23 protein-coding genes are annotated in these 21,688 nt (G+C 33.2%); 10 read left to right on the top strand and 13 right to left on the bottom strand.

Annotation, left to right across the window (positions count from 1 at the left end; all coding sequences use genetic code 11):
• Positions 1 to 51 precede the first annotated feature (51 nt).
• Positions 52 to 201, bottom strand: a complete 150-nt coding sequence (locus C5F47_RS04140; RefSeq protein ID WP_179361626.1) for a hypothetical protein — start codon at positions 199 to 201, stop codon at positions 52 to 54.
• Positions 202 to 343: 142 nt separating this feature from the next.
• Here C5F47_RS04140 and C5F47_RS04145 point away from each other — a divergent pair, with 142 nt between their 5' ends.
• From C5F47_RS04145 to C5F47_RS04155, 3 genes are all read left to right on the top strand, one after another.
• A complete protein-coding gene (locus tag C5F47_RS04145) occupies positions 344 to 2,212 on the top strand; it encodes a threonine--tRNA ligase (protein WP_179361627.1) in 1,869 nt (622 codons plus the stop codon).
• Positions 2,213 to 2,215: 3 nt separating this feature from the next.
• Complete coding sequence (gene speB, locus C5F47_RS04150; RefSeq protein WP_179361628.1) at positions 2,216 to 3,091, top strand: agmatinase; 876 nt, start codon at positions 2,216 to 2,218, stop codon at positions 3,089 to 3,091.
• 240 nt (positions 3,092 to 3,331) lie between these two features.
• Positions 3,332 to 3,904 carry a CDP-alcohol phosphatidyltransferase family protein gene (locus C5F47_RS04155; protein ID WP_179361629.1) on the top strand — a complete coding sequence of 191 codons (573 nt, stop codon included), beginning with the start codon at positions 3,332 to 3,334 and terminating at the stop codon, positions 3,902 to 3,904.
• A gap of 2 nt (positions 3,905 to 3,906) precedes the next feature.
• Here C5F47_RS04155 and C5F47_RS04160 read toward each other — a convergent pair whose 3' ends face one another.
• Entirely contained in the window at positions 3,907 to 4,194 is a 288-nt protein-coding gene (locus C5F47_RS04160; RefSeq protein ID WP_179361630.1) for a 30S ribosomal protein S26e, read from the bottom strand.
• A 263-nt stretch (positions 4,195 to 4,457) separates the two neighbouring features.
• Between C5F47_RS04160 and C5F47_RS04165 the strand changes: the two genes are divergently transcribed.
• The gene (locus tag C5F47_RS04165) at positions 4,458 to 5,327 is read left to right on the top strand and encodes a PfkB family carbohydrate kinase (RefSeq protein WP_179361631.1); all 870 of its coding nucleotides are present in this window, start codon (positions 4,458 to 4,460) and stop codon (positions 5,325 to 5,327) included.
• A 40-nt stretch (positions 5,328 to 5,367) separates the two neighbouring features.
• Positions 5,368 to 6,366, top strand: coding sequence for an NAD(+)/NADH kinase (locus C5F47_RS04170; RefSeq protein WP_179361632.1), 999 nt, complete (start codon positions 5,368 to 5,370; stop codon positions 6,364 to 6,366).
• Here the strand turns inward: C5F47_RS04170 and C5F47_RS04175 are convergent, their stop codons facing one another.
• The 3 genes from C5F47_RS04175 to pyrG form a co-directional block, all read right to left on the bottom strand.
• Positions 6,367 to 6,522 carry a hypothetical protein gene (locus tag C5F47_RS04175; protein ID WP_179361633.1) on the bottom strand — a complete coding sequence of 52 codons (156 nt, stop codon included), beginning with the start codon at positions 6,520 to 6,522 and terminating at the stop codon, positions 6,367 to 6,369.
• Between the two features lie 123 nt (positions 6,523 to 6,645).
• A complete protein-coding gene (locus tag C5F47_RS04180) occupies positions 6,646 to 7,245 on the bottom strand; it encodes a matrixin family metalloprotease (RefSeq protein ID WP_246271199.1) in 600 nt (199 codons plus the stop codon).
• 158 nt (positions 7,246 to 7,403) lie between these two features.
• On the bottom strand, positions 7,404 to 9,008 hold the full coding sequence (pyrG, locus tag C5F47_RS04185) for a glutamine hydrolyzing CTP synthase (protein WP_179361634.1): 1,605 nt from the start codon (positions 9,006 to 9,008) through the stop codon (positions 7,404 to 7,406).
• 50 nt (positions 9,009 to 9,058) lie between these two features.
• Here pyrG and C5F47_RS04190 point away from each other — a divergent pair, with 50 nt between their 5' ends.
• Both C5F47_RS04190 and C5F47_RS04195 read left to right on the top strand, forming a co-directional pair.
• Positions 9,059 to 9,898, top strand: coding sequence for a cupredoxin domain-containing protein (locus C5F47_RS04190; RefSeq protein WP_246271201.1), 840 nt, complete (start codon positions 9,059 to 9,061; stop codon positions 9,896 to 9,898).
• A gap of 175 nt (positions 9,899 to 10,073) precedes the next feature.
• Positions 10,074 to 10,493: a hypothetical protein gene (locus C5F47_RS04195; protein ID WP_179361635.1), complete on the top strand. Its 420-nt coding sequence runs from the start codon at positions 10,074 to 10,076 to the stop codon at positions 10,491 to 10,493.
• 214 nt (positions 10,494 to 10,707) lie between these two features.
• On the opposite strand, the gene trpA is transcribed toward C5F47_RS04195, so the two are convergent.
• From trpA to C5F47_RS04225, 6 genes are read right to left on the bottom strand one after another with little or no spacing between them, the layout of a single operon-like run.
• Positions 10,708 to 11,508: a tryptophan synthase subunit alpha gene (gene trpA, locus C5F47_RS04200; RefSeq protein ID WP_179361636.1), complete on the bottom strand. Its 801-nt coding sequence runs from the start codon at positions 11,506 to 11,508 to the stop codon at positions 10,708 to 10,710.
• Complete coding sequence (gene trpB / locus C5F47_RS04205; protein WP_179361637.1) at positions 11,495 to 12,685, bottom strand: tryptophan synthase subunit beta; 1,191 nt, start codon at positions 12,683 to 12,685, stop codon at positions 11,495 to 11,497. The genes trpA and trpB overlap by 14 nt, the downstream gene beginning before the upstream one ends.
• Complete coding sequence (locus C5F47_RS04210) at positions 12,682 to 13,458, bottom strand: indole-3-glycerol phosphate synthase TrpC (RefSeq protein ID WP_179361638.1); 777 nt, start codon at positions 13,456 to 13,458, stop codon at positions 12,682 to 12,684. Before C5F47_RS04210 ends, trpB begins: the two co-directional genes overlap by 4 nt.
• Positions 13,451 to 14,497, bottom strand: a complete 1,047-nt coding sequence (gene trpD, locus C5F47_RS04215; protein ID WP_179361639.1) for an anthranilate phosphoribosyltransferase — start codon at positions 14,495 to 14,497, stop codon at positions 13,451 to 13,453. The genes C5F47_RS04210 and trpD overlap by 8 nt, the downstream gene beginning before the upstream one ends.
• A complete protein-coding gene (locus tag C5F47_RS04220; protein ID WP_179361640.1) occupies positions 14,494 to 15,090 on the bottom strand; it encodes an anthranilate synthase component II in 597 nt (198 codons plus the stop codon). The genes trpD and C5F47_RS04220 overlap by 4 nt, the downstream gene beginning before the upstream one ends.
• Positions 15,087 to 16,436 (bottom strand): anthranilate synthase component I family protein, encoded by a 1,350-nt coding sequence (locus C5F47_RS04225; protein ID WP_179361641.1) that lies wholly within the window; start codon positions 16,434 to 16,436, stop codon positions 15,087 to 15,089. Before C5F47_RS04225 ends, C5F47_RS04220 begins: the two co-directional genes overlap by 4 nt.
• 151 nt (positions 16,437 to 16,587) lie before the next feature.
• On the opposite strand from C5F47_RS04225, the gene C5F47_RS04230 reads away from it, so the two are divergent.
• On the top strand, positions 16,588 to 16,776 hold the full coding sequence (locus C5F47_RS04230; protein WP_179361642.1) for a hypothetical protein: 189 nt from the start codon (positions 16,588 to 16,590) through the stop codon (positions 16,774 to 16,776).
• Between the two features lie 184 nt (positions 16,777 to 16,960).
• On the opposite strand, the gene C5F47_RS04235 is transcribed toward C5F47_RS04230, so the two are convergent.
• The gene (locus C5F47_RS04235) at positions 16,961 to 19,603 is read right to left on the bottom strand and encodes a DEAD/DEAH box helicase (RefSeq protein WP_246271202.1); all 2,643 of its coding nucleotides are present in this window, start codon (positions 19,601 to 19,603) and stop codon (positions 16,961 to 16,963) included.
• Positions 19,604 to 19,838: 235 nt separating this feature from the next.
• Here C5F47_RS04235 and C5F47_RS04240 point away from each other — a divergent pair, with 235 nt between their 5' ends.
• Together C5F47_RS04240 and C5F47_RS04245 are read left to right on the top strand one after the other, a co-directional pair.
• On the top strand, positions 19,839 to 20,252 hold the full coding sequence (locus C5F47_RS04240) for a hypothetical protein (RefSeq protein WP_179361644.1): 414 nt from the start codon (positions 19,839 to 19,841) through the stop codon (positions 20,250 to 20,252).
• 36 nt (positions 20,253 to 20,288) lie between these two features.
• Entirely contained in the window at positions 20,289 to 20,966 is a 678-nt protein-coding gene (locus tag C5F47_RS04245) for a PD-(D/E)XK nuclease family protein (protein ID WP_179361645.1), read from the top strand.
• 1 nt (position 20,967) lies between these two features.
• Here C5F47_RS04245 and C5F47_RS04250 read toward each other — a convergent pair whose 3' ends face one another.
• The gene (locus C5F47_RS04250) at positions 20,968 to 21,648 is read right to left on the bottom strand and encodes a hypothetical protein (RefSeq protein ID WP_179361646.1); all 681 of its coding nucleotides are present in this window, start codon (positions 21,646 to 21,648) and stop codon (positions 20,968 to 20,970) included.
• Between the last annotated feature and the right edge of the window lie 40 nt (positions 21,649 to 21,688).

The following is a 21,688-nucleotide window of genomic DNA, read 5'->3' on the forward strand; positions in this document are numbered from 1 at the left end:
GATGATTATTTGTTTATTTTAGTACATTTGAATTTAATTCAAAAATAATGGTTAATTGTATAATTCCAATTCTTGCAAGATTTTGCCCATAGTATGCTTCCAACGTCTCATTTCCTCAATTCCGTGAGGTCTATTTTGCTCTAATTCTTTTTTTTCTTTTAGCAATTCTTGATGTCTTTTCTCATTTTTCTTAGACTGCATGGATCAGTTATGCTTGGGCAACATAAATTTCGTTATGGGTAAAACCCTCAATTACTTTCAATAAACACATCTGTCTTCTGTGATTGGATGCCTGCGCTTTTTTGAGAATCGTATATTTATGCCACTTTTGACATCTCTAATCATGCGTATATTGCAACTTCATTGTGATCATATTGAGTATACTCCAACTAAAAAGGAGATTAAATCTGCTGAGGATATTGAAAATCCTCAAACTCAAAGATTAGAAGAACTTGTAGTTGTATTTGTTGCTATAGAAGATGGTGATGATTCATCTGTTGCCCAAAATGCAATTTCTCAAATTAAAGCATCCATGGAAAAAATTGGATCTAAAAAATTATTGTTATATCCTTATGCACACTTGAGTTCTAATCTTGCAAAACCTTCCATTGCAATGTCTTTACTAAAAGAAATGGAAGATGGTGCATCTGAACTAGAAGTTTCACATTCTCCATTTGGTTGGACAAAATCATATAAAATTCAAGTCAAAGGTCACCCTCTTGCAGAAAGCTCCAAGGTTGTAACAAAAGATTCTGCAGATTCTAAACCTGACGAGGAAATAACATCAGATGCTCTTAAGGGAGAATCTAAAATACGCTCATACTGGAAAATACTTTCTCCAGATGGAACCATGACTAACATTGGTGATTTTAATTTCTCAAAATATCCTAAATTAGAAATTTTAGCAAAATATGAATCTGCAAAAATTAGAAAAGTTGATCAACCTCCACCTCATGTAGCATTGATGAAAAAAATGGGCATTTCTGATTATGAACCTGCATCTGATTCTGGAAATATGAGATTTTATCCAAATGGAAGATTGATCAAATCCTTGATTGAACGTTATGTTACTGATAGAGTTAAGGAATATGGTGGATACGAAGTTGAAACTCCGATAATGTATGATTCAGAGCATCCTAGTATGGTTAGTTACTTTAATCGATTTCCTGCAAGACAGTACAATATTGATTCAGAAGGCAAAAAACTATTTTTAAGATTTGCTGCATGTTTTGGTCAATTCTTAATGGCTAACCAATACCAATTATCTTACAAAAATTTGCCCTACAAACTCTATGAACTTACAAGATATAGCTTTAGACGAGAACAATCTGGAGAATTAGTTGGTTTAAGACGACTTAGAGCCTTTACCATGCCTGATTGTCATGCATTTTGTAAAGATATGGCTCAAGCAGTTGATGAAATCAAGGTTCGTTTTGATCTTTCACAAAGTGTTCTACGTGAACTTGGTATAGATGAAAATGATTATGATATGGCAATTAGATTTACTGAGGACTTTTACAATGAGAATAAAACTGCAATAGAAGAACTAGTCAAGAAACATGGAAGACCTGTGTTGGTAGAGATGTGGAAAGAGAAATTCTTTTACTTTGTTTTAAAATGGGAGTTTAACTTTATTGACGGTCATGGAAAAGCATCTGCATTATCTACAGATCAGATTGATGTTGAAAACGGACATAGATATGGAATTGACTTTGTTGATGAAAACAATACAAAACAACATCCTATCATTTTACACAATTCTCCTAGTGGTGCAATTGAGAGAATCATCTATGCATTATTGGAAAAAGCTGCTAAAGATTCCTATGAAGGACGTAAACCTCAATTCCCCCTGTGGTTAGCTCCTACTCAAGTTAGGATAATTCCACTTAAAGAAGAATTTAATGAGTTTACTGAAACTCTGAGTGATAAAATTTCAACAAATGATGTACGTGTTGATATTGATGATAGAAATGAAAGTATTGGAAAAAGAATTCGTGAAGCTGAAAAAGAATGGATTAGATATATTCTTGTAATCGGTGAAAAGGAAGCAAATTCACAAAATCTTAGCATACGTGATAGAGTTTCTGGTGATGTCCGAGAATTACCCTTTGATGATTTCATTAAAGAAATTAATGATCAAACTAGTGGAAAACCATTCACTGGATTGAACCTGCCAAAACATCTCTCTAAGAGACCTAATTTGATGGTGTAAAAAATGAGTTTTCTAGATCTATACATGAACAAAAACCCCCTAATTACTGCCTCTGATGATGATTCTGAGCCTGTAGCTACCATATTTGGTATTCCTTTTGATGCCACTCATTCATACAAACCTGGATGCCGATTTGGACCTGATTCAATTCGTGATTCATTTAACAATATTGAGATTTTTCATCCTGATCTTGGAATCGATTTAGAAACTGTAAATATTGAGGATTTAGGAAATACTCGACATACTGTTGTTGCATCTGAGATGATTGACATGGTTAAAAAAATCACCACTGAACTTGTTTCAAAACAAAGACAATTGTTCATTTTGGGTGGTGAACACTCTATCACATATGGAACGTATACTAGTTTTCCAAAAGATACTGGATATGTTGTATTTGATGCCCATTATGATTTACGTGATGAATTTGCTGACATTAAATTAAGTCATGCCTCCTATTTGAGAAGAGTTGTTGAAGAACGTGGTTCTGAAAATATCTTACATGTGGGTGCCAGAGCATTTGTAAAAGAAGAGTTGGAATTTCTTACTGAAAATAAAATTAAAACTATTTCATACAAACAAATTCGTGAAGGTAAAGGACCAAGCCTTCTAAAAGACTATGTTTCTACATTTGATACAATGTATTCAAGTTTTGATCTTGATGTTTTGGATCCTGCATATGCCCCTGGTGTAGGTAATCCTGAAGCTGATGGAATTACGTCTAGGGAATTATTTGACATGATTCGTACTTTAGAAAATACCGAAGTAACTGGTGTGGATATTGTGGAGTTAAATCCCTATCATGATAATGGGGCTACAGCATCTTTGGCTGCAAAAATTATCTCTACTTTGATTGCAATTAATTTATCTCAAAATAATTAATTTTATTTCAAATTTACAAATATGATTTTATCACTAACGTAAACAATATTGAAAAAGCCACTATTCCTGAAAAAGCTATTTTCATATATGTATCCATAATATTTTCATATTTACATCAAGTATTATTATCTTCTTATTTTTATTCCATGGCTAAAATTAGACATTTTAATTGATTTTTGCCCCTTTTTGGCTCATTTTGACTCCTGTTCACTTTATTAGATGGTATTTTGGGTGTAACTCGTGTTAAACAATCTCAGAGAAACACTTCGCCCTACTTTAGAAAAGATTGGAAAAGGATTTGCATCTACTGGATTATCTGCCAATTTCTGGACTTTTGTAGGTTTAGGGTTTGCACTAGTTTCTGCAGTTGTTTATGGGATGGGAATTGAATTTGGATTAATTATTGGTGGTATACTATTGCTTGTTTCTGGATTTTTTGATATGGTCGATGGTCAAGTTGCACGAGTTACAGGAAAGACCTCGAAAAAAGGTGAATATCTTGATTCGATGTTTGACAAGATTTCTGAAGTTGCAATCTTTTTAGGTATTCTTGTAGGTGGATATGCAGAACCATATCTAGTATTACTTGCAATCACGTTATCTTTGTTAGTTAGTTATGCTAGAGCAAAATCCGATATTATCAATATCAAACTTCAAGGTATTGGAATTGGAGAAAGAGCTGAAAGGCTCTTGGTAATTGCAATAGTAGGAATAATTGGTTTTATGGATTATGCTGTAATTATAGTGGTGATAATAGCTGGAATAACTTTAATTCAAAGAATGATTTTCACTGCAAAAAATATTAAAGAATAATACTAACGAAGTTTTCCACGTTTTCTTCTATTGTCTGCTGATCTAATTTTTAGAATCTTAAAGTGAATTGCACATGAAATACAATAATGTTTCAAAACTGTTGGTGATGCGATGTAAGCGCCTTGTGCACGGAGTTCTTTGGCTAAAGTATGTTCTACTAGATTTAATCTAGAAGTTACTTTTTTTGCCTTGTCTTTTGGAACTGTTTGTCCGCAGTTCGTACATTGTACAACTCCTGAGGAACCTTTTCCTCCTTTTGTTCGACCTCTACTTGCACGCTTAAGTGGCATGCACATGAACAAATTTGCCTACTTATATTCTTGTAGAATTTTCTCAAAAACAGGGTAATCTGTGCCTAGATTATGAGTCAAAATCCTTTATGTTTTAATCTTAGATCGTCTAATTTCAATTGATATATCATGCGTGGTTTATGCCATACTTGTCTAAGATCTGGAGTTGAATTGGAGATAATCAAGGGCGAGATAATTTGCCATAAATGTATGTCTGAAATCAATGCAAAAAACTAAATCTATACTAAAACAAATCTAGGGAAATGAAATTAGCAGTATTTTCTCACTGTGCAATTGATACTATTACTATTGGCGAAAATAACTATGAACAAATTGGCGGAGCTGCTTGTTATTGTGGGATTACTGCCAGACAATTCAAATTCGATGTTGATTTGTTTACAAAATTTGGACCTGATTTTCCAAAACAATATCTAAGTGAACAAAAAATTAATTTTCCAAATTCTGAATCTAAAATAAATACCACAAAATTTGCAATTTCGATTACTGGTTCAGATAGAACACTAAAACTTGAAAATAAATGTGAGGATATTGATTATCCTGGAGTTGATGCTGATGGGCATTTGGTCAGTCCTATTTTTAATGAAATTTCTACTGATACATTCAAAAAAATAAAAAATGATTCCAATTTCCTTCTTGTTGATCCACAAGGATTTTTCCGACAAAAAGATTCACAAAACAATGTATTTTTACAAAAAACTGATCTTGATTTATCTCAAGTTAATGCAATAAAAGTAAACCCTGAAGAATCAAAACAAATTGTTGATGGAACTCCTGATGAAATTATGTTATCTTTACAGAAGAAAGGGATTGAATATGTATTGTTTACAAACAAAACTGATGTTTCATTATTGGTAAAAGATAAAATTTATTCTATTACTTTGCCCAATAAACAAGTTCACGATACTACTGGTGTTGGAGATATTTTTTGTGCTGCATTTACTTGTACAATGCTTAAAGAAAAAGACTTTTTGTGGGCTCTTTGTTTTGCTGGAGGGGCAGCCCAAGCTGCATTAGAATCTAATAAAGTGGGCTTGCAAAAAATTCCTAAAAAAGGCACAATTGAAACTAATGCTTCATATTTTTACAATTTGGTAAAATTCCGAGATTTGTAATACATTATTCTTTTATTGTACTGAATTGAATGTTTCTTCTATGCAAATAGGGATTTATGGTTCAGGTACAGCTGATTCTGCTGCAAAGACAATCAAAAAGATCCTTGACGAGTCTGGAATCAAATCATTCCCAATCACAAAATCCAAGAACAAACCTGCAGACTGTATTATTGTATTGGGTGGAGATAAGGGTGTCCGAAATTATTTTCATAGAACATTTGATTCAACACTGCCAGTATTGGGAGTCAGTGAAGGTGAAGCAAGTGGATTTTTGGCTCAAATTGAATTAAGAGAATTTTCAACATATGTCAATGTTTTAAAAAAACAAAACTACACTGTGGAAGAGGTTCCACGTCTTGGCGTAAAAATAGATGGAAAAAATGTTTACCCTGTACTAAATGACGTTGCAGTTTTTTCATCAAAAAGTGCAATGTTGATGGAACATACCCTACGTGTTAATGGTGATGAAGTATGGCACGATAACAGTGATGGAATTATAGTTTCAACTCCTATTGGTTCTTCTGCATATTCCATGTCTGCAGGTGGGCCTGTACTTTTTCAAGATTCTGCTGTGTTTGAAATAATTTCAGTCAACTCCCTTGATGTAACTCGTAGACCCATTATTGTTTCAAATGATAGCTCAATTGAGATTGATGATATTTCTGCAAGATTACATTGTGAGGTAGTTCTTGATGGTTTGGATAGATACAAAGTTAACAAAACTGTTGAATGCACCCAATTCTTTCCTCCTGCAAAAATTATCAGATTAAAAAAAGATTCTACTGCTATTTCAGCACTTGCAAAAAAGGTACATTTGGCTGAAGAATTACTCAGTATGCCTCCAAGTTCAAAACTATTGCTAAAAACTCTAGAATATGAGGGGGCACTTACTCAAAAAGATCTGGCCAACAAAACTTTGCTTCCTGATAGAACTGTTAGATTGGCATTAAGTCATTTGTTGAAAAAGGGATATGTGAAAAAGAAAGTTTCCATTCGAGATGCAAGACAAAAAATTTATGAAATTTCTAAAATAGAATAATTAAGAATCTTCTTTGGTTAGTTTACTTGTGTGTGATTTTTCATTTGCAGTGGCATCGTCAATTCTTTTTTGAATATTTTTTTTAAAACAATCTTCTGAACAAAACTCTCTTACCCCAACCTCATATCCATTACCACATTCCTTACACTGCGTCATTGTTCTTACGTTTGCAAGAATTGTAAGCTATTTACTATATATGACAAATTCCCATTTTTGGAACTTTTAAAAAGAAATCTGCTTGCTTGCCTATTTGAAAACAAAAAGTGGTTCATCTACTGTTTAGTAGATGAGTGCAAGAGCTTGCAAATCAAAGAGCGATATTGCATTGTAGTTCATGTTGATTTTTGGTTGCATTAGATCATTTTCAACATTTGTATGTCCTAATCCCAATGCATGTCCTATCTCATGTCTTATGATTGACTCTAGTTCTGATTTGTTTAGATCATCAGTGTTGTAAATTGTCACGAGTGCTCTTTGGATTTTCCCATTTTTGTCATAAAACAGATTTGTATATCCGTTGAAGTTGTTTTGACTGGGTTTGTCTCTCAGGAATATCGTGATGGCTTCTGTTCTGTCTAACTTGTGTTGGATTTCTAATGTAGGAACATTTACTCCATATGATTCTGAAATTTCTTTTATTCCTTCATTCCATCCGAGAAATAGAGTTCTTCCTGAATTTTTTTCTTTAGAATTGATTGCATCTTCTACAATGTCAACCTGAGTTTCACTGACTTTTGCATCTCTAATAATTAAGACTGGAATTTTGTTGTCTGTTGACTCTTTCCACACTTTTAATTCATTCCATTGCTTATCATCTTCTGCCCACACATCTAGCGGAACAAAGATGATAGTTGCCACTGCTATACTTAGCAGTATCATACCTCTCACAAAGTATGATTATCATAGATTATATTATTCATAAGTTTGTAATTAGTATTACATACATATTTTCATACAAATTTGTAATCTGAAAAATTTTACAATGATTTTTAGGCGATAGATTTTACAACAAAAGTTGTAATAATTTCAATTTACATTCAACTTTTTTCAGATGATGCTTTTACAAAAGCTAAAAATGCTTCTTCGGGAAATCCTGGTCTACTGTTAAATTCTGGATGAAATTGAACTCCGAGATAGAATTTATGTAATGGAATTTCAAGCATTTCCATTCGTTTACCTCCATCACTATCTGCAGAAAATATGAGTCCATTTCTTTCAAATTCAGGAATGTAATCTTTGTTTATTTCGTATCTATGTCTGTGACGTTTACTGATTGTGGATGAATTGTAAATTTTCTGAGCATTTGTATTTTCTTTAATGATTACGTCGTTAGCTCCTAGTCTTAGTGATCCTCCCATATCTGAAATATCTTTTTGTTCTGGTAATAGGTCTACAATTGGATTCCTTGTATCTGATTTTATTTCTGTAGAATTTGCATCTTCTAAATTCAAAACATTTCTTCCAAATGCAATTGCTGCAAGCTGGAATCCAAAACATATTCCAAGATATGGTATGTTTTTCTCTCTAGCATAGTTTGCAGTTTGGATGATGCCTTCTGATCCTCTGGTGCCAAACCCTCCTGGAACCAAAATTCCATCATAGTTTGATAATGTACTATAATCTGTAATTGATTCAGAATCTATCCAATCAATGTCTATTGATTTTCCAATTTTTGCCCCTGCATGTTTTAATGCATGATTTACACTCACATAGCTATCAGTTAATGTTACATATTTTCCAACCATTGCTATCTTGACTTTATCATTTTCATGATTAACCATATTTTCAGCAATTTCATTCCATTTGTCCCAGTTAGATGATGCATTCACCATTCCTACTTTTTCAAACTTTCTAAATATGGAATCCATAATCCCTTGATCATACAACATTTGAGGAACTTCAAAAATTGATTTTGCATCATGGCATGATAGCACATCTTTAGTTGTAACATTTGTAAACATTGCAATTTTCTTTTTTGTTTTCTCTTCTAATGGCAAGGTACATCTTACTGCTAAAAAGTCCGGTTGAATACCAATTCTTCTTAATTCTTGAACGCTATGTTGAGTTGGTTTTGTCTTTTGTTCTCCAACTACATCCAGTGATGGGGCCAAGGTTACATGAACAAATATTACACTTTGAGGTCCCTCTTCCACTCTCATTTGTCTTAATGCTTCTAAAAATGGCAATGATTCAATATCTCCAACGGTTCCACCACATTCCACAATTAGAAAATCTAATTTTTCATCTTCTGCAATCTTTGTAATTCTATTCTTAATTTCATCTGTAATGTGGGGGATAATTTGGACACATGCTCCTAGATATTCTCCTTTTCTTTCAGCTTCGATAACTGAGGAATACACTTGAGCAGTTGTAATGTTGTGGCTTTTAGGTATGTTCTGATTTAGAAATCTTTCATAATTTCCAATATCCATATCACATTCTCCTCCATCATCTGTTACGAAGACTTCTCCATGAGCTACTGGATTCATAGTTCCTGCATCATAGTTGAGATAAGGATCTATTTTGATACAGGATACCTTTTGATCTGCCAACTGTAATAATTTTGCAATCGAGGAAGTTGTTACACCTTTTCCAAGGCCAGACATCACACCACCTGTGACAAAAATAAACTTCGTCTGCACATTAAACTAACGAATATCTGGTTTTTGTATGTTTTGTCGATCCTGATTAGTTGAAATACTGGATATTGTTTTGTTTTGTTGTGAGAACTTTATTCTATATTCTTCCATTGATAATTACATTAATTGCAAGTTCTGGCGGGGTGGCTTTTGCTGAATCCTTTGAAATAGTCATGCCTTCTGGAGCCTCTGATCCTGGAGCTCCGTTCTTTTGGAAAGAGAAATCTACTGGCGTCACTACCGGTGAAATTACTATATTCCCTAATGATTCGGTAATTTGGAAAAATGCTGATACTGCATTTCACACCATTACATCTGTTACACAATCAGGAGAAGTTGATGGTCTTTTTGATAGTGGTTTCATAAATGCTGGCGATTCATATGAAATGCAATTTTCTGAATTAGGTGATTTCTATTATTTTTGTAGTCTTCATCCTTGGATGAGCGGAATTGTCCATGTAGTAAAAAATCCTGGCAGTGTCCAGTCTATTGATAATGTCGGTTCAGGATATAGTGAAGATGGTTTAGGTTTTGAAGTAAAATACATCCTTGACACAAATTTGCAAAAAGCAGTTCATGTAAATCCTGATGACAGAAGTTTGACCTTTAGGGTATCTGGTGATACTGAAAATGAACAAATTACTTTTGTTCTACCTTTTGAATTAATCGAAAATCCTAATGCTGTGTGGATTGATGGGGTAAAAACTCCATTTGAAATGTTGTCCACTTCTTCTGGAAGCCAATTGATTATTCCTATGCCTCCACATTCTCAAGAAATTAAAATTATGGGAACAAAGGTAATTCCTGAATTTGGATTTTTGGCATTGAGTATTTTGAGTATCGGTCTTATCTCTACACTATTTTTAGCCCGCTCAAAACTGTCTATTTTCTAAACATCATCCATATTCTAGATCCTACAAAAATTCCCACTGCCGATATTATCAATAATGGAACTATTATTTGTCCTTCTTCCATATCTTATACTCGTTATTCTTTCTTCTAAACTCTTTTCTCACTCTGCCTATGATACATGATTTTCATAAATAAGAGAAACAAATCCGTATTTCATTGAGCAAAAATTCTGAATCAAAATCTTACAAAGAACTAGAGAAAAAACTTGGTAGAGAATTAAAAAATGTCTCTGAGAAATTAATTAAAGAAAAACTAGACAAGAAAAAACTTGATTATGATACTGTGTCTCTAGTTCTGGAAGTTTTTAGAAAATCTAATTTTGAATGGAAGCCTGAGCATTTTGATACATTTGATTCTACTCCTGATACTTTTAGAGGAAAGACATTGCCTACCAATTATAGAGAATGTGTCATGTTGGGGATTAGATTAGGAACAATGCGCGGAAAAATTATTTTTAATTTACGTGGTAGCCAAATTACCGAAAAACAACGACAAGAAATTGATGATTTAACATGGAATTTAATTTGGTATTCTTGGCAAGAGGCAAGAATTCTACATGATCGTAAAAATAATTAATAAAAATCTCGTAACAAAAATCTAATTCCTTGTCTTTAAACTTGTAAGATATTTTGCTTTTTTTCAAATGAATTTTAGAATTTTCAAACGTTGTTTTTTTATTTTTCTTATGGTATCATAATATGAGAACCTCTAGTTTGGCGGCCACTAACTGAAATTGAGTTCCCCTCCATGAAGTATGAATATTTGACCGCCAACTTAGACGATTATGTTGTTACAGAATAGTTTGTTTTTTCAGACTTTTTGTAAATGATGCAATCTTTGATTCAAGTTGATTTTGAGGTGTTTTTTCGATCAGTTTCAAATATGCACTCCCAACAATTACTGCATCTGCCCCTGCTTTGATGTATTTTTTTACATCATCCGGTGTTGAGACGCCAAATCCTATTCCTATTGGAATTTTTCCTTTGGTTTGTTTTTTAACTTGCTTGATTGCATCTAATGTGTATTTTTTAATTCCTGATTTTACTCCAGTTGTTCCAAATACTGCAACAAGATACAAAAAGCCTGATGATGCCTTTGCAATTTTTTGAATTCTTATTTTACTGGTATTTGGAGAAATTAGAAATATTGTGTCTGCTTTGTTTTTTGCTGATTGGAGATATTCTTTTGATTCCTCAACTGACATGTCTGGAAGGATGAATCCGTCAATACCTGCTTTTTTAGCCTCTGAAATGAATTTTGCGTATCCTTGATGGTATAGTATGTTGGTGTATGTCATTAGGATTAATGGAATGTCTGTTTCTTTTCTGATCTTTTTTACAAGTGTGAAAAACTTTGCAATCTTGGTTCCCTTTTCTAGAGATATGGTACTTGCATTCTGAATTACAGGACCATCGGCAAGCGGGTCTGAAAATGGAAAACCTAATTCAATAATGTCTACTCCTCCTTTTACAAGACCTCTAACTGTGGATAATGTGGCTTTTTCATTTGGAAACCCTGCCATGATATATGAGATTAAGGCTTTTTGGTTTTTGGCCTCCAACTCTGCAAATTTTTCTTTAATTCTTGTCATGTTTATTCAAATAATTTTGTACTTCTTCGATGTCTTTGTCTCCTCTTCCAGAAAGTGTAACAACAATTGATTCTGACTTTTTACTCTTTCTTGCAACTTTGATTGCTTCAGCAATTGCATGTGATGATTCTAAAGCTGGAATAATCCCTTCAGTTCTTGTTAGTGTCAGAAATGCATCAATTACTTCTGCATCTGTTGCCGCATGATATTTTACTCGTTTAGTGTCTTTATAGTAAGAATGCTCAGGCCCTACTCCTGGATAATCTAATCCAGCTGAAATACTATGAGTTTCAGTAACTTGACCTTCTTTATCTTGTAATAGATATGTCATCATTCCGTGTAAAACTCCTTTACTTCCAGCTGATAGTGTAGCTGAATGCATTTTTGATTTTAATCCATGACCTGCAGCTTCAACTCCTATAATTTCTGAATTAGAATCTACTAGTGGATAGAATGTTCCAATTGCATTTGAACCTCCACCCACACATGCAATTACTGTGTCAGGTGTTTTGTTGTTAATTTTTTTCATTTGTGATTTTATTTCATTACCGATAACACTTTGAAAGTCTCTAACCATTACAGGATATGGATGTGGTCCGACTGCTGATCCTAAAAGATAGTAAGTATTTTCAACATTCGTTATCCAGTCACGGATTGCCTCATTAATTGCATCTTTGAGTGTTTTTGAGCCTGATTTTACTGGATGAACTTCACACCCCAACATGTTCATTCGAAATACGTTTTGTTTTTGTCTTATTGTATCTCTATAACCCATGTATACTTCAGCTTTCATTCCTAGTGCTGCACATGCCATAGCAGTTGCAACTCCGTGTTGTCCAGCACCTGTTTCTGCAATGATTCTTTTCTTGTTCATTTTTTTTGCAAGTAATGCTTGACCTAATGTATTGTTTATCTTGTGAGCTCCTCCGTGAAGTAGGTCTTCTCTTTTAAGGTAAATTTTTGCTCCTCCGATTTTCTCAGACAAATTTTTTGCATAGTACAACGGAGTTGGTCTACCTGCGTAAACTTTGAGATAGTAATCTAGTTCTTTTTTGAATTTTTTGTCATTTTTGAATTTCAGATAATTCTCTTCTAATTCTTCAATTGCTGGAACTAGTGTCTCTGGAATGTATTTTCCTCCAAATTCTCCAAATCTGCCATTTTTAGGATATTTCAATATGCATTCACCAATTTTTTTACTTGTTCTTCAATGTTGTCACTTTTCATTATGCTTGACCCTATCAAGAAAGCATCTGCTCCACATTTTTTTAGATATTGAATATCCTCAGATGTATTGATTCCACTCTCTGATAAAATAGGTCTTGATTTCTCTATTCCTGAAAGTATGGATTCTGTAGTTTTGATATCTATTTCCAAAGTGTCTAGATTTCTGTTATTAATCCCGATTAAATCAGCTTTTGTGTTTAGTGCATTTTCTAATTCTTTTTTTGTATGAACTTCAAGTAAAATTTGCAATCCTTGTTTATGCCCATAATCTATGAATTCATCAATGTCTGAGAGGAATTTCTGATCAAATAAAGACTGAATCACTAACATGTAATCTGCTCCTATCTTCTTTGCAGCATCAATCTGAATTTTGTCTATCATGATATCTTTCATTAACATTGGTACATCTACTGCCTCCCTAACTTTCATGAAATATTCCGGTGAGCCCTGAAATAGGTGTGGTTGGGTCAATACTGATAATGCTTTTGAGCCTCCAGCAATCATTTGTTTTGCAATGCTTACAGGATCAGTCAATGTCTTGATTTTACCTAACGATGGTGATGCAAATTTTATCTCAGTTAGCAGTGTGGCATGTGGGTTTGCATTGATAATTTGAATAAAGTCTTTACTTGATTTTTCCAAATTTGCGTCTATATCATAAACTCCATCATCAATTGCCATTTGAGAATTGTTCACTAGTTTTCGTAAAATATTTTCAGCCATCTTTAATCTCCTTTAATTTTGCAATGTCTCCAGTGTCTTGAACAAATTTTTCCAACAATGAAAATGCTTTGCCACTTTTTATTGTGTTTAATGCTAATTCTACAGCTTCCTCAAAGTTTTTCGAAATATTTGCAACAATTAATCCTCCAGCTGCATTTAGTGCTGTAGTTTCAATCATTGCTTGATTTGCGGTGTTGTTTAATACATTGACAAACGACTTGACAGCATCTTCTTTTGAATTGATTTGAATATCTTGTAATGATGATTTGTGTAATCCTACGATTTCAGGATCAATTGCATTCATCAATACTTTGTCATTTTTCAACATACAAACTCGATTAACTGAACTGGTAGAGAATTCATCCATTCCGTCATCCGAACGAACTGTCATGATGTTTTCAGCTCCCTTTCTCTTTAGAAGTAATGGGAGTCTATCTAGATACTCTGTAGAGAATACGCCTACTAGTTGATTTTTCACTCCTGCAGGATTTGAAAGTGGTCCTAGAAGATTAAATGCCGTTCTTTTTCCTAATTGTTTTCTTGCTACAGATACATGCTTCATTGCTGGATGAAATTTTTGTGCAAACATGAAACAAATATTGTGTTTTTGTAAAATATCTGCAATTTTCTCTGGTTCTATATTCAAATCATATCCAAAATATTCAAAAATATCTGCACTTCCAGAAACTCCTGAACTAGAACGATTACCGTGTTTTGCTACTATCCCGCCTGCAGCAGCTACGACAAATGAGGCTGTAGTGGATATGTTGAATGTTTGGAGTTTATCTCCGCCTGTACCACACATGTCTATGACTGGGCCTTGATTTGTTGTATCCACCTTTAATGAAAATTCCTGCATTTTATCAAGCATTCCTAATAATTCATCATCTGTCTCTCCTTTTTCTGCCAGTAGTGATAAAAAATCGGCATTCTGTATATCATTAGTTTTACCCGATAATACATCTGTCATCACTTGATTCATTTCGTCATATGTGAGGTCTGTCTTTTCTTGTAATTTTGAAATTAATTCTGAAATCATTTTTTTCTATCCTTTACTTGTTTGATAAAATTTCCAAGAATAATTTTTCCATCTTCAGTCATGATTGACTCTGGATGAAATTGCACTCCTTGAATAAGATATTCTTTATGTTGGATTGCCATTACTTCTCCATCATCTGATGCTGTTGCAGTTACCTCTAACACATCGGGAATTATTGTTTTATCTCCTACCAGACTATGGTATCTAGTAGCTTTGAATGGATTTTTTACATCAGAAAATAATTTTGAATTATTGTGATCAACTGGACTTGTTTTCCCATGTCTCACACATCCTGCATTAGTTACCTTACCTCCAAATGCATCAATTATTCCCTGATGTCCTAGACAGACTCCGAGAATAGGTGTGGTTGGTCCAATGTCTTTGATAACTTCAGAACATACTCCAAAGTATTTTTTATCTTCTGGCGTTCCAGGTCCTGGAGAAATTATTATTGCGTCATAATTTTTTTCTTTAATTTGTTGTAATGTAATTTTGTCATTTCTTATTACATCGCACTCTACTCCCAACTCTCCTAGATATTGCGCAATATTGTATACGAATGAATCATAGTTGTCTATGATTAGAAAATTCATTTAGATGCCTCCTTTAATGCTTGTAGCATTGCCCCTGCTTTGTGCTCTGTCTCCTTGAATTCATTTTCTGCAATTGAATCTGACACAATTCCTGCACCTGATTGAACAAATCCTTTATTGTTTTCAATGAATATGCTTCTAATTGCTATTGCAAAATCACAACATCCATTGTATGAGAAATATCCTACAGCCCCTGCATATGGGCCTCTTGCCTCTGTTTCCAGCCCATCAATTATCTCCATGGCTCTAACTTTGGGTGCTCCTGAAACAGTTCCAGCTGGAAATACTGCCTGAAATGCATCAAACATGTCATTTTCAGGAGCCAAATTACCTACTACGTGACTAACAATATGCTGAACATGGCTAAATCTCTTGATTTCCATCAGGGATTCAGGATGTACACTTCCATATTTGCAGACTCGACCAATGTCATTTCTTCCCAAATCTACAAGCATTGTATGTTCTGCAAGTTCCTTTTCATCATGAATTAACTCCTCTGACAATGCCTTGTTTTTTTCTTCATCATCTGTAATTTTTCTAGTTCCTGCAATTGGAAATGTCTCTACTTTATCATCTGTAATTCTAACTAACATCTCAGGGGATGCTCCGATTATTGTCTTGGTATCTTGTTTTAGATGATACATGTATGGTGATGGATTTAGTTTTCTTAGTGTTTTGTATAATGTCAAATTATCTCCATCTGTATCAAAAGTAAACTTTCTAGATAATACCACTTGGAAAATATCTCCATCATGAATGTATTTTTTTGCCTTGTTAACTATTTCAGAATATTTTGGTTCATCCATGTTTGGTGTTACTTCACCTGCATGAAATTCTCCAAATGCCCCGTCATCCATCACAAATTTCTCAAACCTATTTTCATCATGATAAAAATAAAATAATTTTTCATGTATTTTGTCATATAGTATTCCGTCATCATAAATTCCAAATTCAATTAACGGCTGTGGTGAATCGTGTGAATCTTCTATGTTTTCAACTAGTCTAATTGCATCATAATTTACTACTCCTACTGCTCCTCCCAAGTATCTATAACTTTGATCGTCTGATTTTCCTAATAATTTTTTTAGTTCCTCAAATGGTTTTGTGGTTTGAATAGTTTGTGTTTCTCCGTTTTCAATAATTTCCACTTTGTCTGAATATCCTTTGAGAATGATTTTTGGATCAAAACCCATTACCGATGTTTCAGCTAATACTTCTGGCCCTGTCAGTGATTCAAATAGAAATGAATGTGAATAATTTCTTGAAATTTTATTATAAATTTGAAATTGATTTTCAGATAAATCTAGAGGTATTACTTTTGCTTGTGTTTTTCCAAAGGTGTCCACCCATAGACAAATTTCTGGTGGTTTATTATTTAAAGTGATGAGATGTTTGTGATCTCTCTACTATTGTCTGAAATTATTGATTTCTTAGGCGTATAACCATTACGGTATAGTACGGTACCTTTATAGTCTAGTAGATCGTATTACAATCATCATGCAGGGGGCAAATCAGACAATCATACAGGATATGCAGATTCTAAAATCACATTCTGTTTCAACATCTGTTAGTAAGGTGGAGTGTTACGTTTGTGGAAAAGGATTGCAGGATGGTCATTCTATTACTGCTAAAACATTACCTAACGGCATAGTGCTATTTTGTGATGTTCACTATTCATTACAGTAATTCTTCGATCTAGCGTGCCATTTTGGAATTGCATTTTTAATGAAAATTCCATCATCATTATGTGCTTATGGTGTATTGTATAATCATGGTACAATGCCCTCATTGTGAAATACAGTTATTGAGTAATGGTTTTCTAAACCGTCATGTAAGAACTATTCATGCTCCTGAAAAACTTATTTCAAATTTACAATAATTGAAACGCAGAAAAAAATTCTTTTGCACCATTTTTAGTTAGTTCTTTGTTTTTTGTTTGACAATAGTTTGTGGTAAATGTACATTTGGGACATCCTCCCCAATTTTTCCCATCCTCTATTTGGGATTTATCTGTAGGACAATCACAATCTTGTAAAAGAGAAAATCCTGTATTCAGAACTTTTTCAAATTCATCATAGACTATCTTACTACATCCATTAAACCCGTCTGATGAATTATCATAAAGATAGATTACCCCTTTCTCATAATAAACATCAATATCACTAGATTCTGATTTTGTTAAAATTTTACTTGCATTAACTAGGATGTGTGATATAGTGTGAATTCTAGGATCATTGACTATGGGGCTTTTAGAATCTGAAATTGCTTTTGAGATGAATTCTGGTGGAATTATTATGCTCACTGATGAATGCTTTGATTTCCAGTGGAAGTTTCTCCAACCTGAAATATTACTACCATTATACATTGCAAATTTATCTGCTGATTCATTGTAGTTTCCTTTCATGTATCCTGTAATGGTTCTATCAAGTGAAATCATTCCATATCTTAATGATATTTTGTTAGATTTTACTTCAATTTCTCTATGAATTGCCTTACCTTCTGAGGTTTGAATGATGGATGTTTTAACTACTGGAATTGTTCTTTTTCCTTTTTCATTTGACCTCACAAGATATGCTCTAGCACCATTTTGAGATTTTATGAGTGAGTTTACCTCATAGTTTTGTTTGTTAAAATGATAGATTGCCTTTTGATGAAGCTGATAATATCCTACAGGAACCCCTCTGGTTCCAATTTTTCTAGAATTATAATAGATGGAAATTTCTCCTGATGCTCCTCTAAGATTTACACTGTTTGCAAAATCAAAGAATTGTGATTTGTCTGATTCCTTTGCAGATTGATCTTCAATTTCTACTGACTCTACATGTCTTTCTGAAATAATTGGATTCTTTTTGTTGATTGGAATTATGTGGTTTTGTTTTAGATATTCATCTATGTGTCGTGCAAAATAGTGACATGCTGCATCTTCAGGATCAAAAACACAAATTGCATATGATTTTTGACCCATTCTACCTGCTCTTCCAATTCTTTGAATAAAGGAATCAAATTCATTTTTGAATGCAGATATTACCACATCTACATGGCCAATATCGATACCAAGTTCTAGTGTAGGGGTACATGATAGTACATCAAGTTCTCCTGCCTTCATTTGAGATTCATACATTTTTCTATCTCTTTGGTCAAGACCTCCCCTGTGGATTTGAATTCGCATTCCTTCATTTGCAGACTCTACATTTGATGCAAGAAATTCTGCATCGTTATGAGAATTACTAAAGACAAGTTGAGTTGATTTATTTTTGTAACATACTGATGAGAGCATTTCCATAGTGGTTCTTTGTTTGAATTTTCTTGGCATGATGAAAAACATATGCATGTTTTGTTTTCGTCTGAACTGACTTTTGATGTATGAAAAAGAATCTTCAGGTAAATCAAACATGTTTGAAAAGAATTCTTTTGAATTATCCAAGGTTGCTGATGAGCCTACAAACTGAACTTTGCCCATAAATCGCTTCATTCTTTTTAAAACATGGTATACATTGGAACCATGAAAACTTGTGTAAGAGTGTGCTTCATCCATAACAATTATTTTTGCATTTTTGAATAATTCATTCCATTTTTTGTCTTGTAAAATCAAATGATAATTAATAAAATCAAAATTTGTGGCAATGATTAAGGATTTACTACTTGCATCTGATATGATCATGTCTTTGTATTCTGTACTTTGCCCTCCGTGAATGGAATACACTCCCACTTTGTCACCTAGTTTGCATTTCTGAACTAAATCTGCAATTTTTGAAACCTGATCATCAATTAGTGCATTTAGTGGGTATACTAGTAATGTGAATACTCCTGGTGTCACCTTTTCTGAAATTTTCTGCAAAATTGGTATGGCAAATGCCTCTGTCTTTCCAGATCCTGTTGGTGCTGAAATAATTGTATTATTTCCTTTTAGAACTTCTCGAATTGACTCTTCTTGAAATGGTAGAACTCCTGTGAACCCATATTTTGCTAATCCTTTTAGAATATTTTCTGATAAAACATCTTTTAGTGAATCAATTGGAATTTTTTCTGCTTCTGGCGCAATTAACCTTTCATAGTGAATTAATGCAAGTGACTCTTCTTTGTGACCTTGAATGATTTCTCGAATAATACTGTCGTTGTCAATTAATGATTTTGGAATTTTATTTATATCAAATAGAATGCTTTCTGGAATTGGAATACTCGGTGTCGGATCTTTTACTTTTGGTTTTGAATACTTTTTAATCTCATCTGGGAAGTATTCTCCGCCTTCTGTGGGTCCGTCACATCTGTGTGGTTCATCTGTTCTTGAATCAATTGGAATGAATTTCCCACTGTCTGATTTGAAACCTTCATCCCAGTAAATTTCTGCACCGCAACCTTTGGAGCATTGCTTTGTTCTTCCAGAATAGTTTACTCCATATGTTGGGGCTTTGATTTGGATTTTTTCAGGGTTACATTTGGGACAAACCCATGGTCCTCCAACGTCTTCATAACTTTGTACCAGTCTAGAATCACAGTTAGAACAAAACTTCATGAATAAGATTTGAGGTAAATTTACCATTAATGAACATATGAGACTGTGTTATTACCCAAGAGTTGACTGGTTTTATCAAACACACTTAAGAATCTGTTATGTACAATCTAACTATGGGATGGAAAAAGACCTTGAGTAAATTTTGTGTTATGAAAAAGGTTAGAGACAAGGCAAACGAGCCTGAAGAAGATTAATTCTTTTAAAAAATTATTAATCAAACGTTTGAAATTTGATTATGCCTTTAGACAAAATGCCTGATTCTGAAGAGTTTGTACTTACTCATGAATCTACGGTTTTACACACTCAAGGCGTGCCTGTAGCGTGCATTATTGATAAAAATGGATTAGAATCTAGTTATCAATCCCTCCCAAATGATCTTTCTTTGAAGGCTGGTCTTACTGGATTTTTGAATAAACATGATGATTTGGGATTACTTATGGGATTCAAACTGCAAATCAAAACTGATTCAGAATTTTTTGAATACACTGTGTATCCGAATGATGAGTTTATTGACACTGTAATTTTCAATGAATCTATTTCTATTATTGATGAAAAAATGAAAAACTTGTTTACATTAAGAAAAATCGTAACGGATCAATTTGTAAAAACTAGATCCGAGTTTGATAAATTTAAAAAAATGATTTCTTGATCTGTCTTTTCCAAATCATTCAATAACTACGATTCTATGCAATTTTTAGTGACAAACTTTACTCAGATGTTAAAGGCCCGAGAACCTGAATTGTTAGATAGAGAAGATGGCCATTGGTATGAAACAAAATTTGACAAAGTTTACCCTTCAATTAGTACCATTTTGTCTGCCACTGCACCAGAACATAAGAAAAATGGATTGGCCCGATGGAAAGAAAATGAACCTGCTCATGAATACATTACAAAACAAGCACAAGATATTGGAACTCAATCCCATAAAATGATTGAAGATTATTTGAGTAATAGTTTGGCTATGGACGAATTTGATTTATTGCCAATTGCCCACTTTAACAATCTGAAACCTTTTCTTGAAAATATAACAAATGTTACCTGTATTGAACAGAGAATGTATTCAGATAAACTAAAGGTTGCAGGTACTAGTGACTTGATTGCTGAATATAATGGGGAATTATCTATTATAGATTACAAAACAAAAAGAAAACCTCAGGTTGATGAATACATGTATGAGTACTATTTACAAACTACCTGCTATGCCCACATGTTCGAGGAAGTCACAGGACAAAAAATCAATCAGGTGGTAATTCTAGTTAGTAGTGAGAAAAATACTAGGCAGGAATTTATCAAAACCTGTGATGCTTATGTTGAGCCTATGATGGAAAGAGTTGAAAAATACTATTTGAATAATTTAGAATAATTTAAGAAATTTTATCGAGTTTTTTATCTAGTTCTTGTACTTGTTTTGCTAAATCACTAACTATGTCGTCTAATTTATCTGGTTTCTTTTCTTGATTTTTTGTTATTCCATTTGACCAATCAAACATTGCAGCTAGTATTTCCATTGCTTGCGATGAATAGTCTGCTAAATCTTTAATGTCAAACTGTTTTTGCATTTTTGAATCATTTGGATTAATTATCAAATAACCTGTTTTTTCAATAACAAAATGCTCTTGTGTAATTGCATCTTTAAAATCAAGTAAAAATAAACCTCTGATTGAATTTTGTAATTTTTGATTATAATTCATTTTTTTACAAATCCTATCAACCATTTGCTGCAGTGTGGTATCTTTACCAAAACCGTCATCTAATTTTATTGGGTTGATGATAATTTTCAAAAATTTCTTTATTGCGTCTAAATGAGAATTGATAAATGACATTTCTGAATACACCATGAAACTTGTCATTTCCTCATGTTTTATTTCAAATGTGTCTAGATTAGTAATTAATTCACTAATTGAATGCGAAAATACTTTTCTGAATTTCATAAAATTTTTGAAGAATTTTTCATCTGCATATTCTTTGTTAAATTGTACTAGTCCATTTCTTTCAATATCATTTAAAATCACTAGTGTTGCTTTGTAATTGGGCTCAAAACTCAATAATTTTTTGGATTTTCTGTGAACTTAAGCTTATTGATAA

This window comes from Nitrosopumilus cobalaminigenes, from assembly GCF_013407145.1.
Taxonomy (GTDB): Archaea; Thermoproteota; Nitrososphaeria; order Nitrososphaerales; family Nitrosopumilaceae; genus Nitrosopumilus; species Nitrosopumilus cobalaminigenes.

Excerpts from the sequence above, each read along its gene's own strand:
- C5F47_RS04175 (WP_179361633.1), bottom strand. The coding sequence starts at position 6,522 with ATGACGCAGTGTAAGGAATGTGGTAATGGATATGAGGTTGGGGTAAGA.
- C5F47_RS04245 (WP_179361645.1), top strand. The coding sequence starts at position 20,289 with ATGCAATTTTTAGTGACAAACTTTACTCAGATGTTAAAGGCCCGAGAA.
- trpA (WP_179361636.1), bottom strand. The coding sequence starts at position 11,508 with ATGACAAGAATTAAAGAAAAATTTGCAGAGTTGGAGGCCAAAAACCAA.
- C5F47_RS04230 (WP_179361642.1), top strand. The coding sequence starts at position 16,588 with ATGCAGGGGGCAAATCAGACAATCATACAGGATATGCAGATTCTAAAA.
- C5F47_RS04240 (WP_179361644.1), top strand. The coding sequence starts at position 19,839 with ATGCCTTTAGACAAAATGCCTGATTCTGAAGAGTTTGTACTTACTCAT.
- C5F47_RS04180 (WP_246271199.1), bottom strand. The coding sequence starts at position 7,245 with ATGATACTGCTAAGTATAGCAGTGGCAACTATCATCTTTGTTCCGCTA.
- C5F47_RS04160 (WP_179361630.1), bottom strand. The coding sequence starts at position 4,194 with ATGCCACTTAAGCGTGCAAGTAGAGGTCGAACAAAAGGAGGAAAAGGT.
- C5F47_RS04220 (WP_179361640.1), bottom strand. The coding sequence starts at position 15,090 with ATGAATTTTCTAATCATAGACAACTATGATTCATTCGTATACAATATT.
- C5F47_RS04170 (WP_179361632.1), top strand. The coding sequence starts at position 5,368 with ATGCAAATAGGGATTTATGGTTCAGGTACAGCTGATTCTGCTGCAAAG.
- C5F47_RS04235 (WP_246271202.1), bottom strand. The coding sequence starts at position 19,603 with ATGAAGTTTTGTTCTAACTGTGATTCTAGACTGGTACAAAGTTATGAA.
- C5F47_RS04140 (WP_179361626.1), bottom strand. The coding sequence starts at position 201 with ATGCAGTCTAAGAAAAATGAGAAAAGACATCAAGAATTGCTAAAAGAA.
- C5F47_RS04145 (WP_179361627.1), top strand. The coding sequence starts at position 344 with ATGCGTATATTGCAACTTCATTGTGATCATATTGAGTATACTCCAACT.
- trpD (WP_179361639.1), bottom strand. The coding sequence starts at position 14,497 with ATGATTTCAGAATTAATTTCAAAATTACAAGAAAAGACAGACCTCACA.
- C5F47_RS04210 (WP_179361638.1), bottom strand. The coding sequence starts at position 13,458 with ATGGCTGAAAATATTTTACGAAAACTAGTGAACAATTCTCAAATGGCA.
- C5F47_RS04165 (WP_179361631.1), top strand. The coding sequence starts at position 4,458 with ATGAAATTAGCAGTATTTTCTCACTGTGCAATTGATACTATTACTATT.
- speB (WP_179361628.1), top strand. The coding sequence starts at position 2,216 with ATGAGTTTTCTAGATCTATACATGAACAAAAACCCCCTAATTACTGCC.